Genomic DNA, 16,906 nt, shown 5'->3' on the forward strand with positions numbered 1-16,906 from the left:
CGCGCGGCGGTGGCGCTGGCCGCCCCCGCCCCCCCGCCCCCCCGCCCCCGCGCCGCGCCCCCCCCCCCCCCGCGCGCGCGCCCCCCCCCCCCCCGCGCGCCCCCCCCCCGACGCGCGTCCTGCGCTTGCCGGTCCCACCCGCCCGAGAGGACAGTGGTTACCGAGGGCGAGCACGGCCGGCGCGGACGATCGAGGCCGAGGGGGTTCCAGGAGGCTCGCCATGGCGTTCGTCCAGATCATCGACTGCAAGACCGACAGGCTCGACGACCTCAACCGGCTGATGGACAGCTGGGCCGAGTCCACCAAGGGGAAGCGGACCGCCTCCCACGCGGTGGTCGCGACCGACCGCTCGGACACCAAGCACGTGGTGGAGATCGTGGAGTTCCCCTCCTACGAGGAGGCCATGCGCAACTCCCACCTCCCCGAGACGGACCGGATCTTCCGCGAGATGGTGGCGCTCTGCGACGCGCCGCCCACCTTCACCGACCTCGACGTGGTCCGTGACTCCCAGTTCAACAAGACCCTCGCGAACCGGGTCCTGGACGGGCTGGCCGCGGGCGACCTCGACGTCATCGACGAGTGCATGGCCGCCGACTACCGCGACCACGACTACGGCAGCGAGGGCGACCTCCAGGGCGTCCCGGCGTTCCGCGAGCGCTGTGCCGGCTACCTGGACGCCTTCGACTTCCGCTTCGAGATCGAGAGCCAGATCGCCGAGGGCGACGAGGTGGCGACCCGGTGGACCTGGCACGCCACCCAGAAGGCCGCCTTCCGGGACGTGCCCAACACCGGGAAGTCGGTGACCGGACGCGGCACGACGACCTTCCGCTGCAAGGAGGGCAGGATCGCCGAGGGCTGGTGGCAGTGGGACGTGATGGGCCTGATGCGCCAGCTCGGCGTCATGCCGGGAGCCTGAGGCGCCCGGGGCCGCCCGGTCCCCCGGTCCTCTCAGTCCTCGTGACTGCGGCCGAGGAAGATCGCGAACACCGGCGGCCGCAGCGACAGCAGTTCGAGCCGGCCGCCGTCCGCCTCCGCGAGGTCACGGGCGACGGCCAGGCCGATCCCGGTGGAGTTGCGGCCGCTGACCGCGCGCTCGAAGACCCGGTTGCCCAGCTCCGGCGGCACCCCGGCGCCCTGGTCCTGCACCTCGACCACGACCGAGGTGCCGGAGGGGCGGACCCGCAGGGTGATCGTCCCGGCGCCGTGCATCAGCGAGTTCTCGATCAGGGTGGCGAGCACCTGGGCGACCGTGCCCGGGGTGCCGACGGCGATGACGCCGTGCAGGCCCTCCAGGGAGAGCACCCGGCCCTTCTCGCGCAGGGTCGGGCCCCACTCCTCGACCTGCTGCTTGATCACCTCGTCGAGCTCGAAGGCGACGGCGGTGGGGCTGCGCGGGTCGCGCTGGGTGGTGAGCAGCCGCTGGACGACGTCGGTGAGCCGCTCGACCTGCTGGAGGGCGATGGTCGCCTCCTCCTTGACGGTCTCCGGGTCCTCGGCGAGGGCGGTGATCTCCTCCAGCCGCATGGACAGCGCGGTGAGCGGGGTGCGCAGCTGGTGCGAGGCGTCGGCGGCGAGCCGGCGCTCGGCGGTGAGCATGCGGGCGATCCGCTCGGCGCTGACGTCCAGCACTTCGGCGACCCGGTCGAGCTCCGGCACGCCGTAGCGGCGGTCGCGCGGGCGGGGGTCGCCGGAGCCGAGGCGCTCGGCGGTCTCGGCGAGGTCGGTGAGCGGCCGGGCGAGCCGCTTGGCCTGCCAGACGGCGAGCGCGACGGCGGCCTGGACGGCGAGCAGGGCGACGACGCCGAGCAGCAGCAGCATGTTGGCGATCTCGTGGTCGACGTCCTCGCGGGACTGCTCGACGGTGACGCTCTCGCCGTTGACGCCGTACTCGGTGGCCTTCAGCAGGTGGCCCCCGGGCGGGCGCACGCCGACCGAGACCACCGCCTGGCCGGGCAGCTGCACCTCGACGTAGCTGCCCTCGGCGACCTGGCTGTCGAAGGAGCGCTCGTTGACCAGCTCGTGGTTCGCGAGGCGGTTCTCCACCAGCCCGAGCACCCGGACGGCGGCGGCGTCCGTCCGCTCCTGGGCCGAGTTGACGATGGTCCGCTTCTCCACCAGGGCGAGCGGCACGCAGAACACCACGACCACCACCAGGACGACGCCCAGCAGCGAGTTGATCATCCGGCGTTTCACGCTGCCGCTCCCCGAGGTGTTGCGCTTCATCGGCCGCGCTCCGGCCATGCTCTCCGTACGGGGGCTAATTCTTCTCGAACCGGAAGCCCACTCCGCGCACGGTGGCGATGTAGCGCGGGTTGGCGGCGTCATCGCCGAGCTTCTTGCGCAGCCAGGAGATGTGCATGTCCAGGGTCTTGGTGGAGGTCCACCAGGTGGTGTCCCAGACCTGGCGCATGATCTCCTCGCGGGTCACGACCCGGCCGGCGTCCCGGACGAGGACGCGCAGCAGCTCGAACTCCTTGGCGGAGAGCGTCAGCTCCTCCTCGCCGAGCCAGGCGCGGTGCGACTCGATGTCGATCTTCACGCCGTGCGCGCCGGTGGTGAGCTGGTCGACGTTGCCGCGCCGGAGCAGGGCCCGGACGCGGGCGAGCAGTTCGGCCAGCCGGAACGGCTTGGTGACGTAGTCGTCGGCGCCGGCGTCGAGGCCGACGACGGTGTCCACCTCGTCCGCGCGGGCGGTGAGCACCAGGACGGGGCAGCTCTTGCCGTCGGCGCGCAGCCGGCGGCAGACCTCAAGGCCGTCCATCTCGGGCAGGCCGAGGTCGAGGACGACGAGGTCGACCTCCTCGGTGAGGCCGGCGGCGAGCGCGGTGGGGCCGTCCTCGCGGACGAGCACCTCGTAGCCCTCGCGGCGCAGGGCCCGGGCCAGCGGTTCGGAGATCGCCGGATCGTCCTCGGCGAGCAGCACACAGGTCATGTGGTGATGGTAGTCCGCCGCACCCTGCCCGATGGACCTGTGAAGTAGTTCACAGAGCGTGATCGTTATATAAGGGCCCACGTCCGCTCAACGGACGCTTCCCGACCGCCTGTTCGGCGAAGATTCCGCCCTTGGATCTTGAAACCGAAGGAAGACATCCCCGTCTACCATGGATCGATCGGGAAGATCGGCTGCGGACTTTGCCATTGCCATACCTGATTCGAGCGTTTTGTCATCTGATACCGCCAAATATCGCCACGTACAGTGGTTCCGTCCACGTCCGCCGCCACCCCCCTAGGCGGACGCTGTCAGGCAAGGAACCACTACACATGGCGTCTACGCTCCAGGACGCCGGCGTCACGTCGGCCTCCCCCAGCGGCAAGACCTTCCTCGGCCACCCCCGAGGTCTCGCGACTCTCTTCATGAGCGAGATGTGGGAACGCTTCAGCTACTACGGCATGCGTGCCCTGCTGGTCCTCTACATGACCGCCTCCATTTCGGAGGGCGGCCTCGGCATGAAGACGGCGGTCGCCGCCGCCGTGTACAGCGTGTACACGGCGATGGTCTACCTGCTGGCCCTCCCGGGCGGCTGGATCGCCGACCGATTCCTCGGCGCTCGCAAGACCGTCGCGGTCGGCGGCACGATCATCATGATCGGCCACTTCCTGCTGGCCGTGCCGTTCAGCGGCGCGTTCTTCGCCGGTCTGGCCTTCATCGCGATCGGCTCCGGTCTGCTCAAGGCCAACATCTCGACGATGGTCGGCCACCTCTACGACGGCCCGAACGACCCGCGTCGCGACGGTGGCTTCACCGTCTTCTACATGGGCATCAACCTCGGCGCCTTCGCGGCCCCGCTGGTCATCGGCACCATCGGCCAGAGCGTCAGCTGGCACCTGGGCTTCGCGCTGGCCGGCGTCGGCATGGCGCTCGGCCTCGGCCAGTTCCTGCTGGGCACCCGCCACCTGAGCCCGAAGAGCGACATCGTCACCTCGCCGATCACCCCGGCCGAGAAGGCGTCGATCTTCAAGAAGGCCGGCGCCTGGCTGGCCGCCGCCGTGGTCATCTACGGCGCCCTGGTGGCGAGCGGCTCGTTCACCATCGACTGGGTGCTCTGGCCGCTGTCGGTCGCCGGCATCCTGATCCCGGTGCTCGTCTTCGCCAAGGTGAAGCGCGACAAGGACCTCGACGCCACCGAGCAGTCCCGGATGAGCGGCTACATCTGGTTCTTCGTCGCCGCCGCCGTGTTCTGGATGATCTACGACCAGTCCGGTTCGACGCTGAGCATCTTCGCGGACAAGCACACCGCGTCCACGCTGCTCGGCTTCAACTTCCCGTCGACGTGGTTCCAGTCGCTCAACCCGCTGTACATCATGGCGCTGGCGCCGGTCTTCGCCTGGATCTGGGTCGCCCTGGCCCGCCGGTCGAAGAACCCCAGCACCACCATGAAGTTCGCCATCGGTCTGCTGATGATCGGCGCGTCCTTCATCGTCATGATGCTGGCGATGGCCGCCGCCCACGGCGACACCAAGGTCACCCCGCTGTGGCTGGCCATGGTCTACCTGGTCCAGACCGTCGGTGAGCTCACGCTCTCCCCCGTCGGCCTGTCCGTCACCACCAAGCTGGCGCCGACCAAGTACGCCAGCCAGATGATGGGCGTCTGGTTCCTCGCCGTCACCGCCGGCGACTGCGTCGCCGCGATCTTCCAGCTCGTGCTGGGCGACGGCGTGGTCGGCAGCACCTGGTACTTCGCGGTCCAGGGCGTGATGGCGATCATCGCCGGCATCGCCCTCGCGATGTACCGCAAGAAGGTCAACGCGCTCATGGGCGACGTGCACTGACACGCGCCCGGTCCGGCCCCCTGCGCGAGCGCGTAAACCACTCGACCGAGTGGTGCGGGATCTGCCTATGGTGCCCGTCATGCCGACAGACGCGCTCCCCCGCCAACTCGCCCGCACCCGGCGCTTCGCGCTGGGCACCCCCACCCACCCCGTGATCACCGCCGACGGCGCCACCGTGCTGTTCGTCCGCAGCCGCGGCGGCGCCGACCCCGTCAACCGCCTCTGGGCGCTCGACACCGCCACCGGCGAGGAGCGGCTGGTCGCCGACCCGGCCGCGCTCGGCGACGACGACGGCGACCTCCCCGAGGCCGAGCGGATCCGGCGCGAGCGGGCCCGGATCGCCGCCTCCGGCATCACCGCCTTCTCCACCGACGCCACCGGCCGGCTCGCCGCCTTCGCGCTCGGCGGCCACCTGTGGCTCGCCGACACCGCCACGGGCACCGTCCGCGCCGTCCCCACCGCCACCGCGGTGTACGACCCGCGCCTCGACCCGACCGGCCGCCGGATCGCCTACGCCGGCGGCGGCTCCCTGCGGGTGGTGTCCGCCGACGGCACCGGCGACCGCGCGCTCGCCGAGCCCGAGGCCGCGGACGTGACGTACGGCATCGCCGAGCACGTCGCCACCGAGGAGATGTACCGCTCCCGCGGCCACTGGTGGTCCCCCGACGGCACCGCGCTGCTCGTCACCCGGGTCGACGAGCGCGAGGTCGCCCGGCTGCACCTCGCCGACCCGGCCGACCCGGCCCGGCCCCCGCGCGCCGTCCGCTACCCGCTCGCCGGCACCGCCAACGCCGACGTGTCGCTGTGGCTGCTCGGCCTCGACGGCTCACAGATCGGAGTCCACTGGGACCGGGCCGCGTTCGAGTACGTCACGGCCGCCGGCTGGGACGCCCACGGCCCGTACGCCTGCGTCCAGAGCCGCGACCAGCGCACCGTCCGCACGCTCGCGATCGAGCCCGGCGGCGCCGTCCGGGTGCTCGACGAGCAGCGCGACGACCACTGGGTCGAGCTCGTCCCCGGGCTGCCCCTGCGCACCGCCTCCGGCGCCCTCGTCCACACCGCCGCCCACGGCGACACCCAGCACCTCACGGTGGACGGCGAGCCCGTCACCCCGCCCGGGCTCCAGCTGTGGGAGGTGCTCGGGACGGAGGGCGAGCGGGTCCTGTTCACCGCCGTCGACGAGCCCACCGAGACCCACCTCTGGAGCTACGAACCGGGCGCCGGCGTCCGCCGGCTCAGCGAGGGCCCGGGCCAGCACACCGGCGTCCGCCGGGGCGGCACGCTGGTCGTCACCACCCGCCGCGAGGGCCACCCCGCCGGACGCACCACCGTCCTGCGCGAGGGGCGCGCGGCCGTGGAGCTCACCTCGCGCGCCGAGCCGCCCGTGCTCACCGCCGCACCCGAACTGCTGCGCCTCGGCCCGCGCGAGATGCGCGCCGCGCTCTACCTGCCCACCGGGTACCGCCCCGAGGACGGCCCGCTGCCCGTCCTCGTCGACCCGTACGGCGGGCCGGCCACCCGGAAGGTCGGCACCGGCGGCGTGTGGTGGGACCTCGTCTCGCGCTGGTTCGCCGAACAGGGCTTCGCGGTGCTCGCCGTCGACGGCCGCGGGACACCCGGCCGCGGGCCCCGCTGGAGCAAGGAGATCTACGGCGACAAGGCCGGACCGGCCCTCACCGACCAGGTCGACGGCCTGCACGAGGCCGCCCGGCTGCGCCCCGGTGTGTTCGACCTCGACCGGGTCGCCATCCGCGGCTGGTCCTACGGCGGCTTCCTGGCCGCGCTCGCCGTCCTGCGCCGCCCGGACGTCTTCCACGCGGCGTCGGCCGGCGCCGCCCCCACCGACCAGCGGCTCTCCACCACCCACTGGCAGGAGCGCTTCCTCGGCCACCCGGACGAGCACCCCGGGCACTACGACTCGGCGTCGCTGATCGCCGACGCCCCGAAGCTGCGCCGCCCGCTGCTGCTGATCCAGGGCCTCGCGGACGACAACGTCCTCCCCGTCCACACCCTGCGCCTGTCCAGCGCGCTGCTCGCCGCGGGCCGCCCCCACGAGGTGCTCCCGCTGAGCAACACGACGCACTCCCCCACCGACGAGACCGTGGCGGCGAACCTGCTGCAGCACGAACTCGACTTCCTGAGGCGCTCGTTGGGCCTCAAGTGAAAACGGAGGGCCCCCGCGCCCGCCACCCCGGGGACGTGGGGGCCTCCAGCTCTCGCAGGCTCAGACCTCGCGGACCCCCGACCGCCAGACCGCGGCCGTCAGCGGCACCCCCGGCCGGTAGGCCAGGTGCACGTGCGACGGCGCGTCCAGCAGCAGCAGGTCCGCCCGCGCCCCGGCCTCGACCACGCCGACGTCGCCGCGGCGCAGCGCGTGCGCCCCGCCGGCCGTCGCCGCCCAGACCGCCTCGTCCGGTGTCATCCCCATCTCCCGCACCGCGACCGCGATGCAGAACGCCATCGAACTCGTGAAGCTGGAGCCCGGGTTGCAGTCCGTGGACAGCGCCACGACCGCGCCCGCGTCGAGCAGCCGCCGCGCGTCCGGGTACTGCGCCCGGGTCGAGAACTCCGCCCCGGGCAGCAGCGTCGCCACCGTCCCCGAGCCGGCCAGCGCGGCCACGTCCTCGTCCGTCAGGTGGGTGCAGTGGTCGGCCGAGGCCGCCCCCAGCTCGACCGCGAGCTGCACGCCGGGACCGTACGTCAGCTGGTTGGCGTGCACCCGGGGCGTCAGCCCGCGCTCGATGCCGGCGGTGAGGACCGCCCGCGCCTGGTCCCCGTCGAACGCGCCCTTCTCGCAGAACACGTCCACCCACCGGGCGTGCGGGGCGCAGGCGTCCAGCATCTCCCCGGTGACGAGGTCGACGTACGCCGCGGGGTCGTCCGCGTACTCGGGCGCGACGACGTGCGCGCCCAGGTACGTGGTCTCCGGGGTGTACCGGGCGGCGATCCGCAGCGCCCGGGCCTCGTCGGCCACCGTCAGCCCGTACCCGGACTTGCACTCGATGGTCGTGGTGCCCTGGCGCAGCGCCTCCCGGACGAACCGGGCCAGGTTGGCGTCGAGTTCGGCGTCGGTCGCGGCCCTGGTGGCCGCCACCGTGGTCCGGATCCCGCCGGCGGTGTAGGACTGGCCGGACATCCGGGCGTTGAACTCGGCGGTGCGGTCGCCCGCGAACACCAGGTGGGCGTGCGAGTCGACGAAGCCGGGCAGCAGGGCCCGCCCCTCCGCGTCGAAGCGCACGTCGGCGGCGGGCGCGTCGGCGGCCGGGCCGACCCAGGCGACGGTGTCGCCGTCCAGCACCACGGCCGCGTCGGTCAGCAGGCCGAGCGGTCCGGCGCCCTGGCCGGGGTCGTTGGTGACCAGACTGCCGATGCCGGTGATCAGGGTGGTCGGGTTGCTCAAGACGACGCCTTCCGAACGGAGTTGTAGGAACGGATCAGCAGCTCAGCGCGCCGATCGAGGCCCGCAGCGCGCCCGGGACGTCCGGGACGAGCCGGTGCACGCCGTCCGCGACGACGTGCCGGCCGCCGACCACCACATGCCGGACGTCCGCCGCCGAGGCCGCGAAGACGGCGGTCTCGGCGCCCAGTGCGGGCGGCGGCCCGGCGGTGCGCACCGAGTCGAGGGCGAGCACGGTGAAGTCGGCGAGCGCCCCGGCCTCGATCCGGCCGGCCTCCGGCCAGCCGAGCGAGGCGTGCCCGTCCTCCGTCCCGGCCCGCAGGAGCGCGTTGGCCGTCCAGTGCCCGCGGGTCCGCGTCCGCAGCCGTTCGTCGAGCTCCAGGGCGCGCGCCTCCTCGAACGGGTCGATGACGGCGTGGCTGTCGCTGCCGAGGGTGACCGGGCACCCGGCCGAGGCGAGCCGGCGGGCCGGGCCGATGCCGTCCGCGAGGTCCCGCTCGGTGGTGGGGCACATGCAGATCGTGGTGGAGCTGTCGGCGAGGAGGCGGACGTCCTCGTCGGTGAGGTGGGTCGCGTGGACGGCCGAGGTGCGCGGCCCGAGGGCGCCGTGGTCGGCGAGCAGCCGGGTCGGGGTGACGCCGTGCGCGGCGAGGCAGGCGTCGTTCTCGGCGGTCTGCTCGGACAGGTGGACGTGCAGCGGGGCTCCGCGCAGCTCGGACCACCGCGCGACGGTGCCCAGCTGCCCGGCGGGCACGGCCCGCACCGAGTGGATGGCGGCGCCGATCCGGGCGTGCTCGCGCGGCTTGAGCGCGTCCGCCCGGACCGCCCACGCCTCGGCGTCGCCGTCGCTGAAACGCTGCTGCGGCCCGGTCGGCTCGGCACCGAAGCCCGAGGACAGGTAGCAGGTGTCGAGCAGGGTGATCCGGATGCCGGCCCGGGCCGCGGCCTCGATCAGCGCCTCGCCCATCGCGTTGGGGTCGTCGTAGCGGGCGCCGCCGGGGGCGTGGTGCAGGTAGTGGAACTCGCCGACGGCGGTGATCCCGGCGAGCGCCATCTCGGCGTAGACCGCGGTGGCGAGCTCCAGGTAGCGGTCCGGGTCGAGCGCCCCGGCGAACCTGTACATGGTGTCGCGCCAGGTCCAGAACGTCCCGGAGCCGACCTGGACGTGGCCGCGCAGCGCCCGGTGGAAGGCGTGCGAGTGGGCGTTGGCCTGGCCGGGCACGAGGAGCCCAACGAGGCGGACGGCGCCGGCCGGGCACGGGCCGCTGTCCGGCGTCACGGCGGTGATCCGGCCGCCGGGGCCGGTGGCGATCAGGACGTCCCGCTCGACCACCGGGCCGTTGGCGTGCGGCAGCCAGGCGTACTGCGCCCAGTAGGCCACCGGTTCGGTCACTGACACGCCAGGTCCTCCAGTACGTCGGCCAGGGCGGTGACCCCGGCGAGGCAGTCGGGTGTCTCGGCGTGCTCGGCCGGGGAGTGCGAGACACCGGTCGGATTGCGCACGAACAGCATGGCGGTCGGGATCGCGGACGCCAGGATCCCGGCGTCGTGTCCCGCGCCGGTGGGCAGCACCGGGGCGTTCAGCAGCTTGCCGAGGCGGTCGCGCAGCGGACCGTCGAACTCCACCACCGGCGTGTAGGACTCCCTGGTGAGCTCGACCCGGACGCCGTCGCGCCCGCCGCGCTCGGCGGCGGCCCGCTCGATCTCGGCGACCAGCGCGGTGAGGGTGCGCTCGTCGGCCGCCCTGGAGTCGAGCCAGCCGCGGACCAGGGAGGCGATCGCGTTGGTGCCGTTGGGCTCGACCGCGACCTTGCCGAAGGTGGCGAGGGCGCCCGCCTCCCGCGCCTTCTTCCGGGCGGAGAGCACGGTGTTGGCGTAGGTGAGCATCGGGTCGCGGCGGTCCTCGATGCGGGTGGTGCCGGCGTGGTTGGCCTCGCCGTGGAAGTCGAAGCGCCAGCGGCCGTGCGGCCAGATCGCCCCGGCCACGCCGACCGGCTGGTCCTCGGCGAGGTAGCGGCCCTGCTCGACGTGGAGCTCGACGAAGGCGCCGATCCGGGCGAGCCGGCCGTCGTCCGCGCCGATCGCGGTGGGGTCGTAGCCGGCCCGCTCCATCGCGTCGGGCAGCCGGACGCCGTCGGCGTCGCGCAGCGCGTACGCGGCGTCGCGGTCCAGCAGGCCGGCCGTCAGCCGGGAGCCGATGCAGGCGACGCCGAACCGGGCGCCCTCCTCGTCACCGAAGTTGACGATCGCCAGCGGACGCGTGAACTCGGCTCCCCGGGCCCGGAGTTCGTCCAGGGCGGCGAAGGAGGAGACGACGCCGAGCGGGCCGTCGAAGGCCCCGCCGTCGGGGACGGAGTCCAGGTGCGAGCCGGTGACGACGGCGCCGTCCCCGGCCGGGTCGCCCAGCCAGGCCCACTGGTTGCCGTTGCGGTCCAGCTCGTACGTCAGGCCGCGGTCGCGGGCCTGCTGCTCGAACCAGGCCCGGCACTCGGCGTCGGCGGAGTTCCACGCGAAGCGGCGGTAGCCGCCGGAGGCGGCGGAGCGGCCCACGGGGAGCAGCTCCGCCCACATCGCTTCGAACGAACTCGTCACAGCTCACCCATGGGAACGCGGACGCCACGCTCGGCGGCGACCTCGTCGGCGCGGTCGTACCCGGCGTCCACGTGCCGGATGACGCCCATGCCCGGGTCGTTGGTGAGCACCCGGCGGATCTTCTCCCCGGCCAGCGGGGTGCCGTCGGCGACGGTGACCTGGCCGGCGTGGATCGAGCGGCCGATGCCGACGCCGCCGCCGTGGTGGATGGACACCCAGGACGCGCCTGAGGCGACGTTGACCATGGCGTTGAGCAGCGGCCAGTCGGCGATCGCGTCCGAGCCGTCGAGCATCGCCTCGGTCTCGCGGTACGGCGAGGCGACCGAACCGCAGTCCAGGTGGTCACGGCCGATGACGATCGGCGCGGACAGCTCGCCGGAGGCGACCATGTCGTTGAAGCGCTCGCCGGCCTTGTCGCGCTCGCCGTAGCCGAGCCAGCAGATGCGCGCCGGGAGGCCCTGGAAGTGCACCTTCTCCTGGGCCATCTTGATCCAGCGGGCCAGCGACTCGTTCTCCGGGAAGAGGTCGAGGACGGCCTTGTCGGTCTTGTGGATGTCCTGCGGGTCGCCGGACAGCGCCGCCCAGCGGAACGGGCCCTTGCCCTCGCAGAACAGCGGGCGGATGTACGCGGGGACGAAGCCGGGGAAGGCGAACGCCCGGTCGTAGCCGGCCAGCTGGGCCTCGCCGCGGATCGAGTTGCCGTAGTCGAAGACCTCGGCGCCGCGGTCCTGGAAGCCGACCATGGCCTCGACGTGCCGGGCCATCGACTCGCGGGCCCGCTGGGTGAACTCGGCGGGCTTCTCGGCCGCGTAGGTGGCCATGTCGTCGAAGGCGACGCCGACCGGCAGGTAGCTCAGCGGGTCGTGGGCGCTGGTCTGGTCGGTGACGATGTCGATCGGCGCGTCCATCGCGAGCAGCTGCGGGACGAGCTCGGCGGCGTTGCCCAGCACGCCGATGGACAGCGGCTGCCTCTTGTCGCGGGCGGCGGTGGCGAGCTCCAGCGCGTGGGCGAGGTCCTTGGCCTCGACGTCCAGGTAGCGGTGCTCGATGCGGCGGGAGATGCGGGACGGGTCGCAGTCGATGCAGATCGCGACGCCGCCGTTCATGGTGACGGCCAGCGGCTGGGCGCCGCCCATCCCGCCGAGGCCGGCGGTGAGGGTGATGGTGCCCTCCAGCGTGCCGTCGTACCGCTTGTTGGCGACGGCCGCGAAGGTCTCGTAGGTGCCCTGGAGGATGCCCTGGGTGCCGATGTAGATCCACGAGCCGGCGGTCATCTGGCCGTACATGGTGAGCCCGAGGCTCTCCAGGCGGCGGAACTCCTCCCAGTTGGCCCAGTCGCCGACCAGGTTGGAGTTGGCGATCAGCACGCGCGGCGCCCACTCGTGGGTCTGCATGACGCCGACCGGGCGGCCGGACTGGACCAGCATGGTCTCGTCCTGCTTCAGGCCCTGGAGGGTCTTCACCATGGCGTCGAAGGAGCGCCAGTCGCGCGCGGCCTTGCCGGTGCCGCCGTAGACCACCAGCTTCGACGGGTGCTCGGCGACCTCCGGGTCGAGGTTGTTCATGAGCATCCGCAGGGCGGCCTCCTGCTGCCAGCCCTGCGTCGTGAGCCCCGTGCCACGCGCCGCGCGTACCTCGCGCGGCCCGCTCGTCTGCTGCTGCACCATGTCCCGGCCTCCTGCGGATGGATTCATTCAGGCTTGGTTCAGTTGAATATAACTAAACAGTCGACGTTCGACCAGACCCCTGAACAATCCGATCAGCAACAGCACCGCCCGACTTGGCGCGCTAGCCTGAACCCGGCGAACACCAGCCACTCGGCCCAGCGACGAGAGCGGAGGACACGATGACAGCGATCACCGTGCGGCCAGGAAGGCTCCGGGATGTGGCGGAGGAGATCGAGCAGAGCACGGGACTTCGCGTCCAGATCATCGGAGGAACCCTGGTGATGTCCCCGACTCCTCGCGGCAAGCACGCGGGAACGATCCGGCGGCTGCGCATCCAGCTGGACCCCCAGCTGCCGGCCGACCTCGGCTCCTATGAGGTGTCGTCCATCTGCATGCCTGGCAATGAGGAGGATTACGTCACCCCCGACCTGATCGTCCTCCCCGTCGAGTGGGACGAGGACGACGAGTGGCTGGCCGAGCCCCACGAGGTCGTCCTCGCCGTCGAAGTGATCTCCAACTCGGAGGGAGTCAAGAGCGTCGCCACCAAGACCGACTGGTACGCGACCGCCGGCGTGGCGCTCCTGCTCGCCCTCGATCCCCGCAACGGCAGTTGGACCCTGTACACCCATCCCCGCGACGGCGAGTACCAAGGCGTGCTGCACGGCAAGTACGGTGAGCCCATTCCGCTCACCGCCCCACTGCCCGCCGAACTGCAGACCACCGGCCTACTGCTCTACGCCCCACGGCGCTGAGGTCCTCAGGCCGCCGCGTCGCCGTCCCAGTCGATGCCGATCTCGGCCAGCCAGCGGCGGTCGGCGGCGTCGGGTGCGGCAGGGGCGGGCGGACGGGGGATGCTCTGGACGGGGCCGAGGCCGTACTTCTCGGCGGCCTCGGCGGCGGCCCGCGCGTGCGGTTCGATGACGCCGACGTGCACGGCGGACTCGTCGCCCGGGTCGAGGACGGTCAGTTCGGGTTCGGGCAGGCGCCGCAGGGTGACCCGGCGTCCGCAGGTGGGGCAGGACCATTCGTCGGCACCCGATGCCAGCCGGGCGACGAACTTCATCTCGTGGATCACGCGCATGGGCGGCACCCCCTGCACTAGGGGATGCCCCGGTTCACGGCCGGCCACGCCCACGACGCCGCGGCTTTGTCCAGTCCAAGTCGCGTCTATTCCAGGCCGCGTCTACTCCAAGAACAGGCCACGTGCCGCGGCCGACTGCTCGATGGCCTCCAACCTGGCCTCCGCGCCCGGGATCTCGTCGCACATGCTCTGCAGGAGCACCCGGCCCAGCATCATCGGCGCACACGCGGTGTCGAAGACCAGACCGGTGCCGACGGCCGCCGGCAGCATCAGGTCGGACAGCTTGGCGACCGGCGCGAACGCGCTGTCGGCCACCGTCAGCACCGTCAGACCGCACTCCCTGGCCACCGCCAGGGCGTCCATCAGCTCCCGCGGGTAGCGCGGCAGCGCGAAGCAGAGCAGCGCCGTCGCGCCGGCCGCGGTGGCCTGCTCCAGCCGGTCGGCGAGCATGCTGCCGCCCTCGTCGAGCAGCCGGATGTCCGGGTGCACCTTGGCCGCGAAGTACGCGAAGCCGCGCGCCTGCGCGGACGCGGCCCGCAGGCCCAGCACCGGCAGCGGGCGGGAGGCGGCGAGCAGCCGGGCGGCGCGGATGATCGGCTCGGGGTCGGCGAGCAGGTCGGCGAGGTGGCGCAGGTGCTCGATCTCGGCGAGCACGGCCTGCTGGTGCTCGTTGCGCACCGCCTCGTGCGGGCCCTCGGGCGTGGCCGCCTCGCCCGCCCCGAGCTCGCGCAGCTGCCGGCGCAGCGCCGGGTAGCCGTCGTAGCCGAGGGCCACCGCGAAGCGGGTGACGGACGGCTGGCTCACCCCGGCGAGCTCGGCGACCTCGACGCTGGACAGGAAGGGCGCCTCGGTGGCGTGCCGGACCAGCGAGTGCGCGATCCGCCGCTGGGTCGGCGTCAGCCGGTGCCCCTCGAAGAGCTGGAGCAGCCGCGCGGAGGGACCGACCGTGCCGGTCTCGTCGGTGGCGGTCATCGGCGGTACCTCCGGGTGCGAGCGGTTCGGACGACGACTGTGCAGCAGCGCGCGGCGCCTGGCAAAGACGTCTCGTACGACGGGACGGCCGCTGAGACGTCCCGGTGGGCGGACAGTCTGGCGGACGACCGGCGGACCCTACTCCCCGGGAGCCCGGCACGGGGCTCGGGGTAACCCTGATTTGACCCTGAGCCCGCCCGGATTCCCCCGCGAACGGATGGACCGGGCCCCGGCGAGCCCCCACGCTGGTGGCCATGGACACTCGCCAGGACGAACTGCGGCGCGACCTCGACGCCACCCTGCAGGCCCGCAAGGAACTCGGCAAGGAGTACGAGTCGGAGCTGGTCGACTCGTTCCTGAAGCGGCTGGACGCCCGCATGGACGCCCGGGCCGAACGCCCCGCGCCCCAGCAGTCCGAGGGCTACGAGCCCGGCTACCGCCACCGTCCGCGCCGCTCCGGCTGGTCGGCCGGCCGACCCGGCTCCCGGCTCGCCGTGATCTCGCTGGTGCTCGGCATCCCGCTCACCGCGATCGCCGGCGACGCCCAGAACGGCGGGCTGCTCGGCCTGATCACCTGCTGGGCCGGCATCGTCGGCGTCAACTTCGCCGCCGCGCGCGCCGACCGCCGGGACCGCGAGGACCGCCGCCCGCGGAGCGACTGGGACTGACGCCCCGGCCGCTCCGCGCGGGCGACGGATCAGGCCAGCGGGCCGGTGACCTGCTCGACCGCCCGCACCAGCGCGCCGGAGGCGACCAGTTCGGCGGCGGCCTCCAGGTCCGGCGAGAGGAAGCGGTCGCGGCCGGCGCCGCCGACCCCCGCCTCGCGGGCGGCGGCCACCGCGGCCGCGGTGGCCGGGGCGATCCGGCCGGCCGAGTCGGCCTGCTGGCGGATCTCCAGCGCGCGGGCGGCGGCGGTGAGCTCGACGGCGAGGATGCGGCCCAGGTTCTCGACCGCCTGGCGCAGCTTGCGGGCCGCGGACCAGCCCATCGACACGTGGTCCTCCTGCATCGCGGAGGACGGGATCGAGTCGACCGAGGCCGGGACGGCGAGCCGCTTGTTCTCGCTGACCAGCGCCGCCTGGGTGTACTGGGCGATCATCAGACCGGAGTCCACGCCCGGGTCGTCGGCCAGGAAGGCCGGCAGGCCGTGCGAACGCGCCTTGTCCAGCAGCCGGTCGGTGCGCCGCTCGGAGATCGAGCCGAGGTCGGCGGTCGCGATGGCGAGGAAGTCCAGCACGTACGCGACCGGCGCGCCGTGGAAGTTGCCGTTCGACTCCACCCGGCCGTCGGGCAGCACGACCGGGTTGTCCACCGAGGCGGCGAGCTCGCGCGAGGCGACCAGCTGGGCGTGCGCGACGGTGTCGCGGCCCGCGCCGGCCACCTGCGGGGCGCAGCGGATCGAGTAGGCGTCCTGGACGCGCGGCGCGTCGTCCTGGTGGTGGCCGGTGAGGCCCGAGCCCTTGAGGACGGCGAGCATGTTGGCCGCGCTCAGCGCCTGGCCCGGGTGCGGGCGGATCGGGGCGTGCAGCTCGGGGGCGAGCACCTTGTCGGTGCCGAGCAGCGCCTCCAGGCTCATCGCGGCGGTGATGTCGGCGGTGGTGAACAGACGGCTCAGGTCGGAGATGGCCATGACGAGCATGCCGAGCATGCCGTCGGTGCCGTTGATGAGGGCGAGGCCCTCCTTCTCCAGCAGTTCCACCGGCTCGATGCCGGCCGCGGCCAGCAGCTCGGCGGCGGGCTTCTCCACGCCGTCCGGACCGGTGGCCACGCCCTCGCCCATGAGCACCAGCGCGCAGTGCGAGAGCGGCGCGAGGTCGCCGGAGCAGCCGAGCGAGCCGAACTCCCGCACCACGGGGGTGATGCCCGCGTTCAGCAGCGCGGCCATGGTCTGGGCGACCAGCGGACGGACGCCGGTGCGGCCGGAGGCCAGCGTCTTCATCCGCAGGAACATCAGCGCCCGGACCACCTCGCGCTCGACGGCCGGGCCCATCCCGGCCGCGTGCGAGCGCACCAGCGAGCGCTGCAGCTGGGCGCGCAGCTCGGGGCTGATGTGCCGGACGGCGAGCGCACCGAAGCCGGTGGACACGCCGTAGACGGGACGCGGCTCGGCCGCGAGAGCATCGATGCGGGCCCGGGCGGCCGCCATCTCGGCGAGCGCGTCCGGACCGATCTCGACCCGGGCGTTGCCCCGGGCGACGGCCAGCACGTCGTCGGCGCTGACGTCGGCCTTGCCGACCTGGACGAGCGGCGAGTCGGAGGCCGCAGCACTGTGCATATCCATATTCACCATCACATCAGGCGAATGAAGATATGACAACAGGTGCTCGCCATTCGGATTTTCCGCCGTCCCGCCCGCGACCGCACGCCGACCCCCTCCCCCCGTGGATATCCGCCTCCCCCATGCCGCACGCTGGTGGGGCAGGAACA

General features: G+C 73.1%; 14 protein-coding genes. 5 read left to right on the forward strand and 9 right to left on the reverse strand.

The window, feature by feature from the left end:
• Window positions 1–220: 220 nt before the first annotated feature.
• The gene (locus ACFV4F_RS14710; protein WP_380442089.1) at window positions 221–916 is read left to right on the forward strand and encodes an ester cyclase; all 696 of its coding nucleotides are present in this window, start codon (window positions 221–223) and stop codon (window positions 914–916) included.
• 32 nt (window positions 917–948) lie between these two features.
• Here ACFV4F_RS14710 and ACFV4F_RS14715 read toward each other — a convergent pair whose 3' ends face one another.
• Entirely contained in the window at window positions 949–2,193 is a 1,245-nt protein-coding gene (locus tag ACFV4F_RS14715) for an ATP-binding protein (protein ID WP_380442121.1), read from the reverse strand.
• A gap of 64 nt (window positions 2,194–2,257) precedes the next feature.
• On the reverse strand, window positions 2,258–2,932 hold the full coding sequence (locus ACFV4F_RS14720; RefSeq protein WP_030290974.1) for a response regulator transcription factor: 675 nt from the start codon (window positions 2,930–2,932) through the stop codon (window positions 2,258–2,260).
• Window positions 2,933–3,261: 329 nt separating this feature from the next.
• Here ACFV4F_RS14720 and ACFV4F_RS14725 point away from each other — a divergent pair, with 329 nt between their 5' ends.
• Both ACFV4F_RS14725 and ACFV4F_RS14730 read left to right on the forward strand, forming a co-directional pair.
• Window positions 3,262–4,770 (forward strand): peptide MFS transporter, encoded by a 1,509-nt coding sequence (locus ACFV4F_RS14725; RefSeq protein WP_380442091.1) that lies wholly within the window; start codon window positions 3,262–3,264, stop codon window positions 4,768–4,770.
• 79 nt (window positions 4,771–4,849) lie between these two features.
• Entirely contained in the window at window positions 4,850–6,934 is a 2,085-nt protein-coding gene (locus tag ACFV4F_RS14730; protein WP_380442093.1) for a prolyl oligopeptidase family serine peptidase, read from the forward strand.
• Between the two features lie 60 nt (window positions 6,935–6,994).
• On the opposite strand, the gene hutI is transcribed toward ACFV4F_RS14730, so the two are convergent.
• Genes hutI through hutU form a run of 4 tightly spaced genes read right to left on the reverse strand, consistent with a single transcriptional unit; the run spans window position 6,995 to window position 12,426 of the window.
• A complete protein-coding gene (gene hutI / locus ACFV4F_RS14735) occupies window positions 6,995–8,170 on the reverse strand; it encodes an imidazolonepropionase (RefSeq protein WP_380442095.1) in 1,176 nt (391 codons plus the stop codon).
• Between the two features lie 34 nt (window positions 8,171–8,204).
• Window positions 8,205–9,566: a formimidoylglutamate deiminase gene (locus tag ACFV4F_RS14740; RefSeq protein ID WP_380497242.1), complete on the reverse strand. Its 1,362-nt coding sequence runs from the start codon at window positions 9,564–9,566 to the stop codon at window positions 8,205–8,207.
• Window positions 9,557–10,738 carry an allantoate amidohydrolase gene (locus ACFV4F_RS14745; RefSeq protein ID WP_380497280.1) on the reverse strand — a complete coding sequence of 394 codons (1,182 nt, stop codon included), beginning with the start codon at window positions 10,736–10,738 and terminating at the stop codon, window positions 9,557–9,559. Before ACFV4F_RS14745 ends, ACFV4F_RS14740 begins: the two co-directional genes overlap by 10 nt.
• Before the next feature lie 17 nt (window positions 10,739–10,755).
• Window positions 10,756–12,426: a urocanate hydratase gene (hutU, locus tag ACFV4F_RS14750; protein ID WP_380442099.1), complete on the reverse strand. Its 1,671-nt coding sequence runs from the start codon at window positions 12,424–12,426 to the stop codon at window positions 10,756–10,758.
• 179 nt (window positions 12,427–12,605) lie between these two features.
• Here hutU and ACFV4F_RS14755 point away from each other — a divergent pair, with 179 nt between their 5' ends.
• Window positions 12,606–13,178 (forward strand): Uma2 family endonuclease, encoded by a 573-nt coding sequence (locus ACFV4F_RS14755; protein ID WP_380502519.1) that lies wholly within the window; start codon window positions 12,606–12,608, stop codon window positions 13,176–13,178.
• Between the two features lie 5 nt (window positions 13,179–13,183).
• On the opposite strand, the gene ACFV4F_RS14760 is transcribed toward ACFV4F_RS14755, so the two are convergent.
• Both ACFV4F_RS14760 and ACFV4F_RS14765 read right to left on the reverse strand, forming a co-directional pair.
• Window positions 13,184–13,507: a hypothetical protein gene (locus tag ACFV4F_RS14760; RefSeq protein ID WP_380442103.1), complete on the reverse strand. Its 324-nt coding sequence runs from the start codon at window positions 13,505–13,507 to the stop codon at window positions 13,184–13,186.
• A gap of 102 nt (window positions 13,508–13,609) precedes the next feature.
• A complete protein-coding gene (locus ACFV4F_RS14765; RefSeq protein ID WP_380502522.1) occupies window positions 13,610–14,479 on the reverse strand; it encodes a MurR/RpiR family transcriptional regulator in 870 nt (289 codons plus the stop codon).
• A gap of 254 nt (window positions 14,480–14,733) precedes the next feature.
• On the opposite strand from ACFV4F_RS14765, the gene ACFV4F_RS14770 reads away from it, so the two are divergent.
• Complete coding sequence (locus tag ACFV4F_RS14770; RefSeq protein ID WP_380442107.1) at window positions 14,734–15,147, forward strand: hypothetical protein; 414 nt, start codon at window positions 14,734–14,736, stop codon at window positions 15,145–15,147.
• Between the two features lie 29 nt (window positions 15,148–15,176).
• Here the strand turns inward: ACFV4F_RS14770 and hutH are convergent, their stop codons facing one another.
• The gene (hutH, locus tag ACFV4F_RS14775; RefSeq protein WP_380442109.1) at window positions 15,177–16,760 is read right to left on the reverse strand and encodes a histidine ammonia-lyase; all 1,584 of its coding nucleotides are present in this window, start codon (window positions 16,758–16,760) and stop codon (window positions 15,177–15,179) included.
• Window positions 16,761–16,906 lie beyond the last annotated feature (146 nt).

This window comes from Kitasatospora sp. NPDC059722 (genome assembly GCF_042733235.1).
Lineage (GTDB): Bacteria > Actinomycetota > Actinomycetes > Streptomycetales > Streptomycetaceae > Kitasatospora.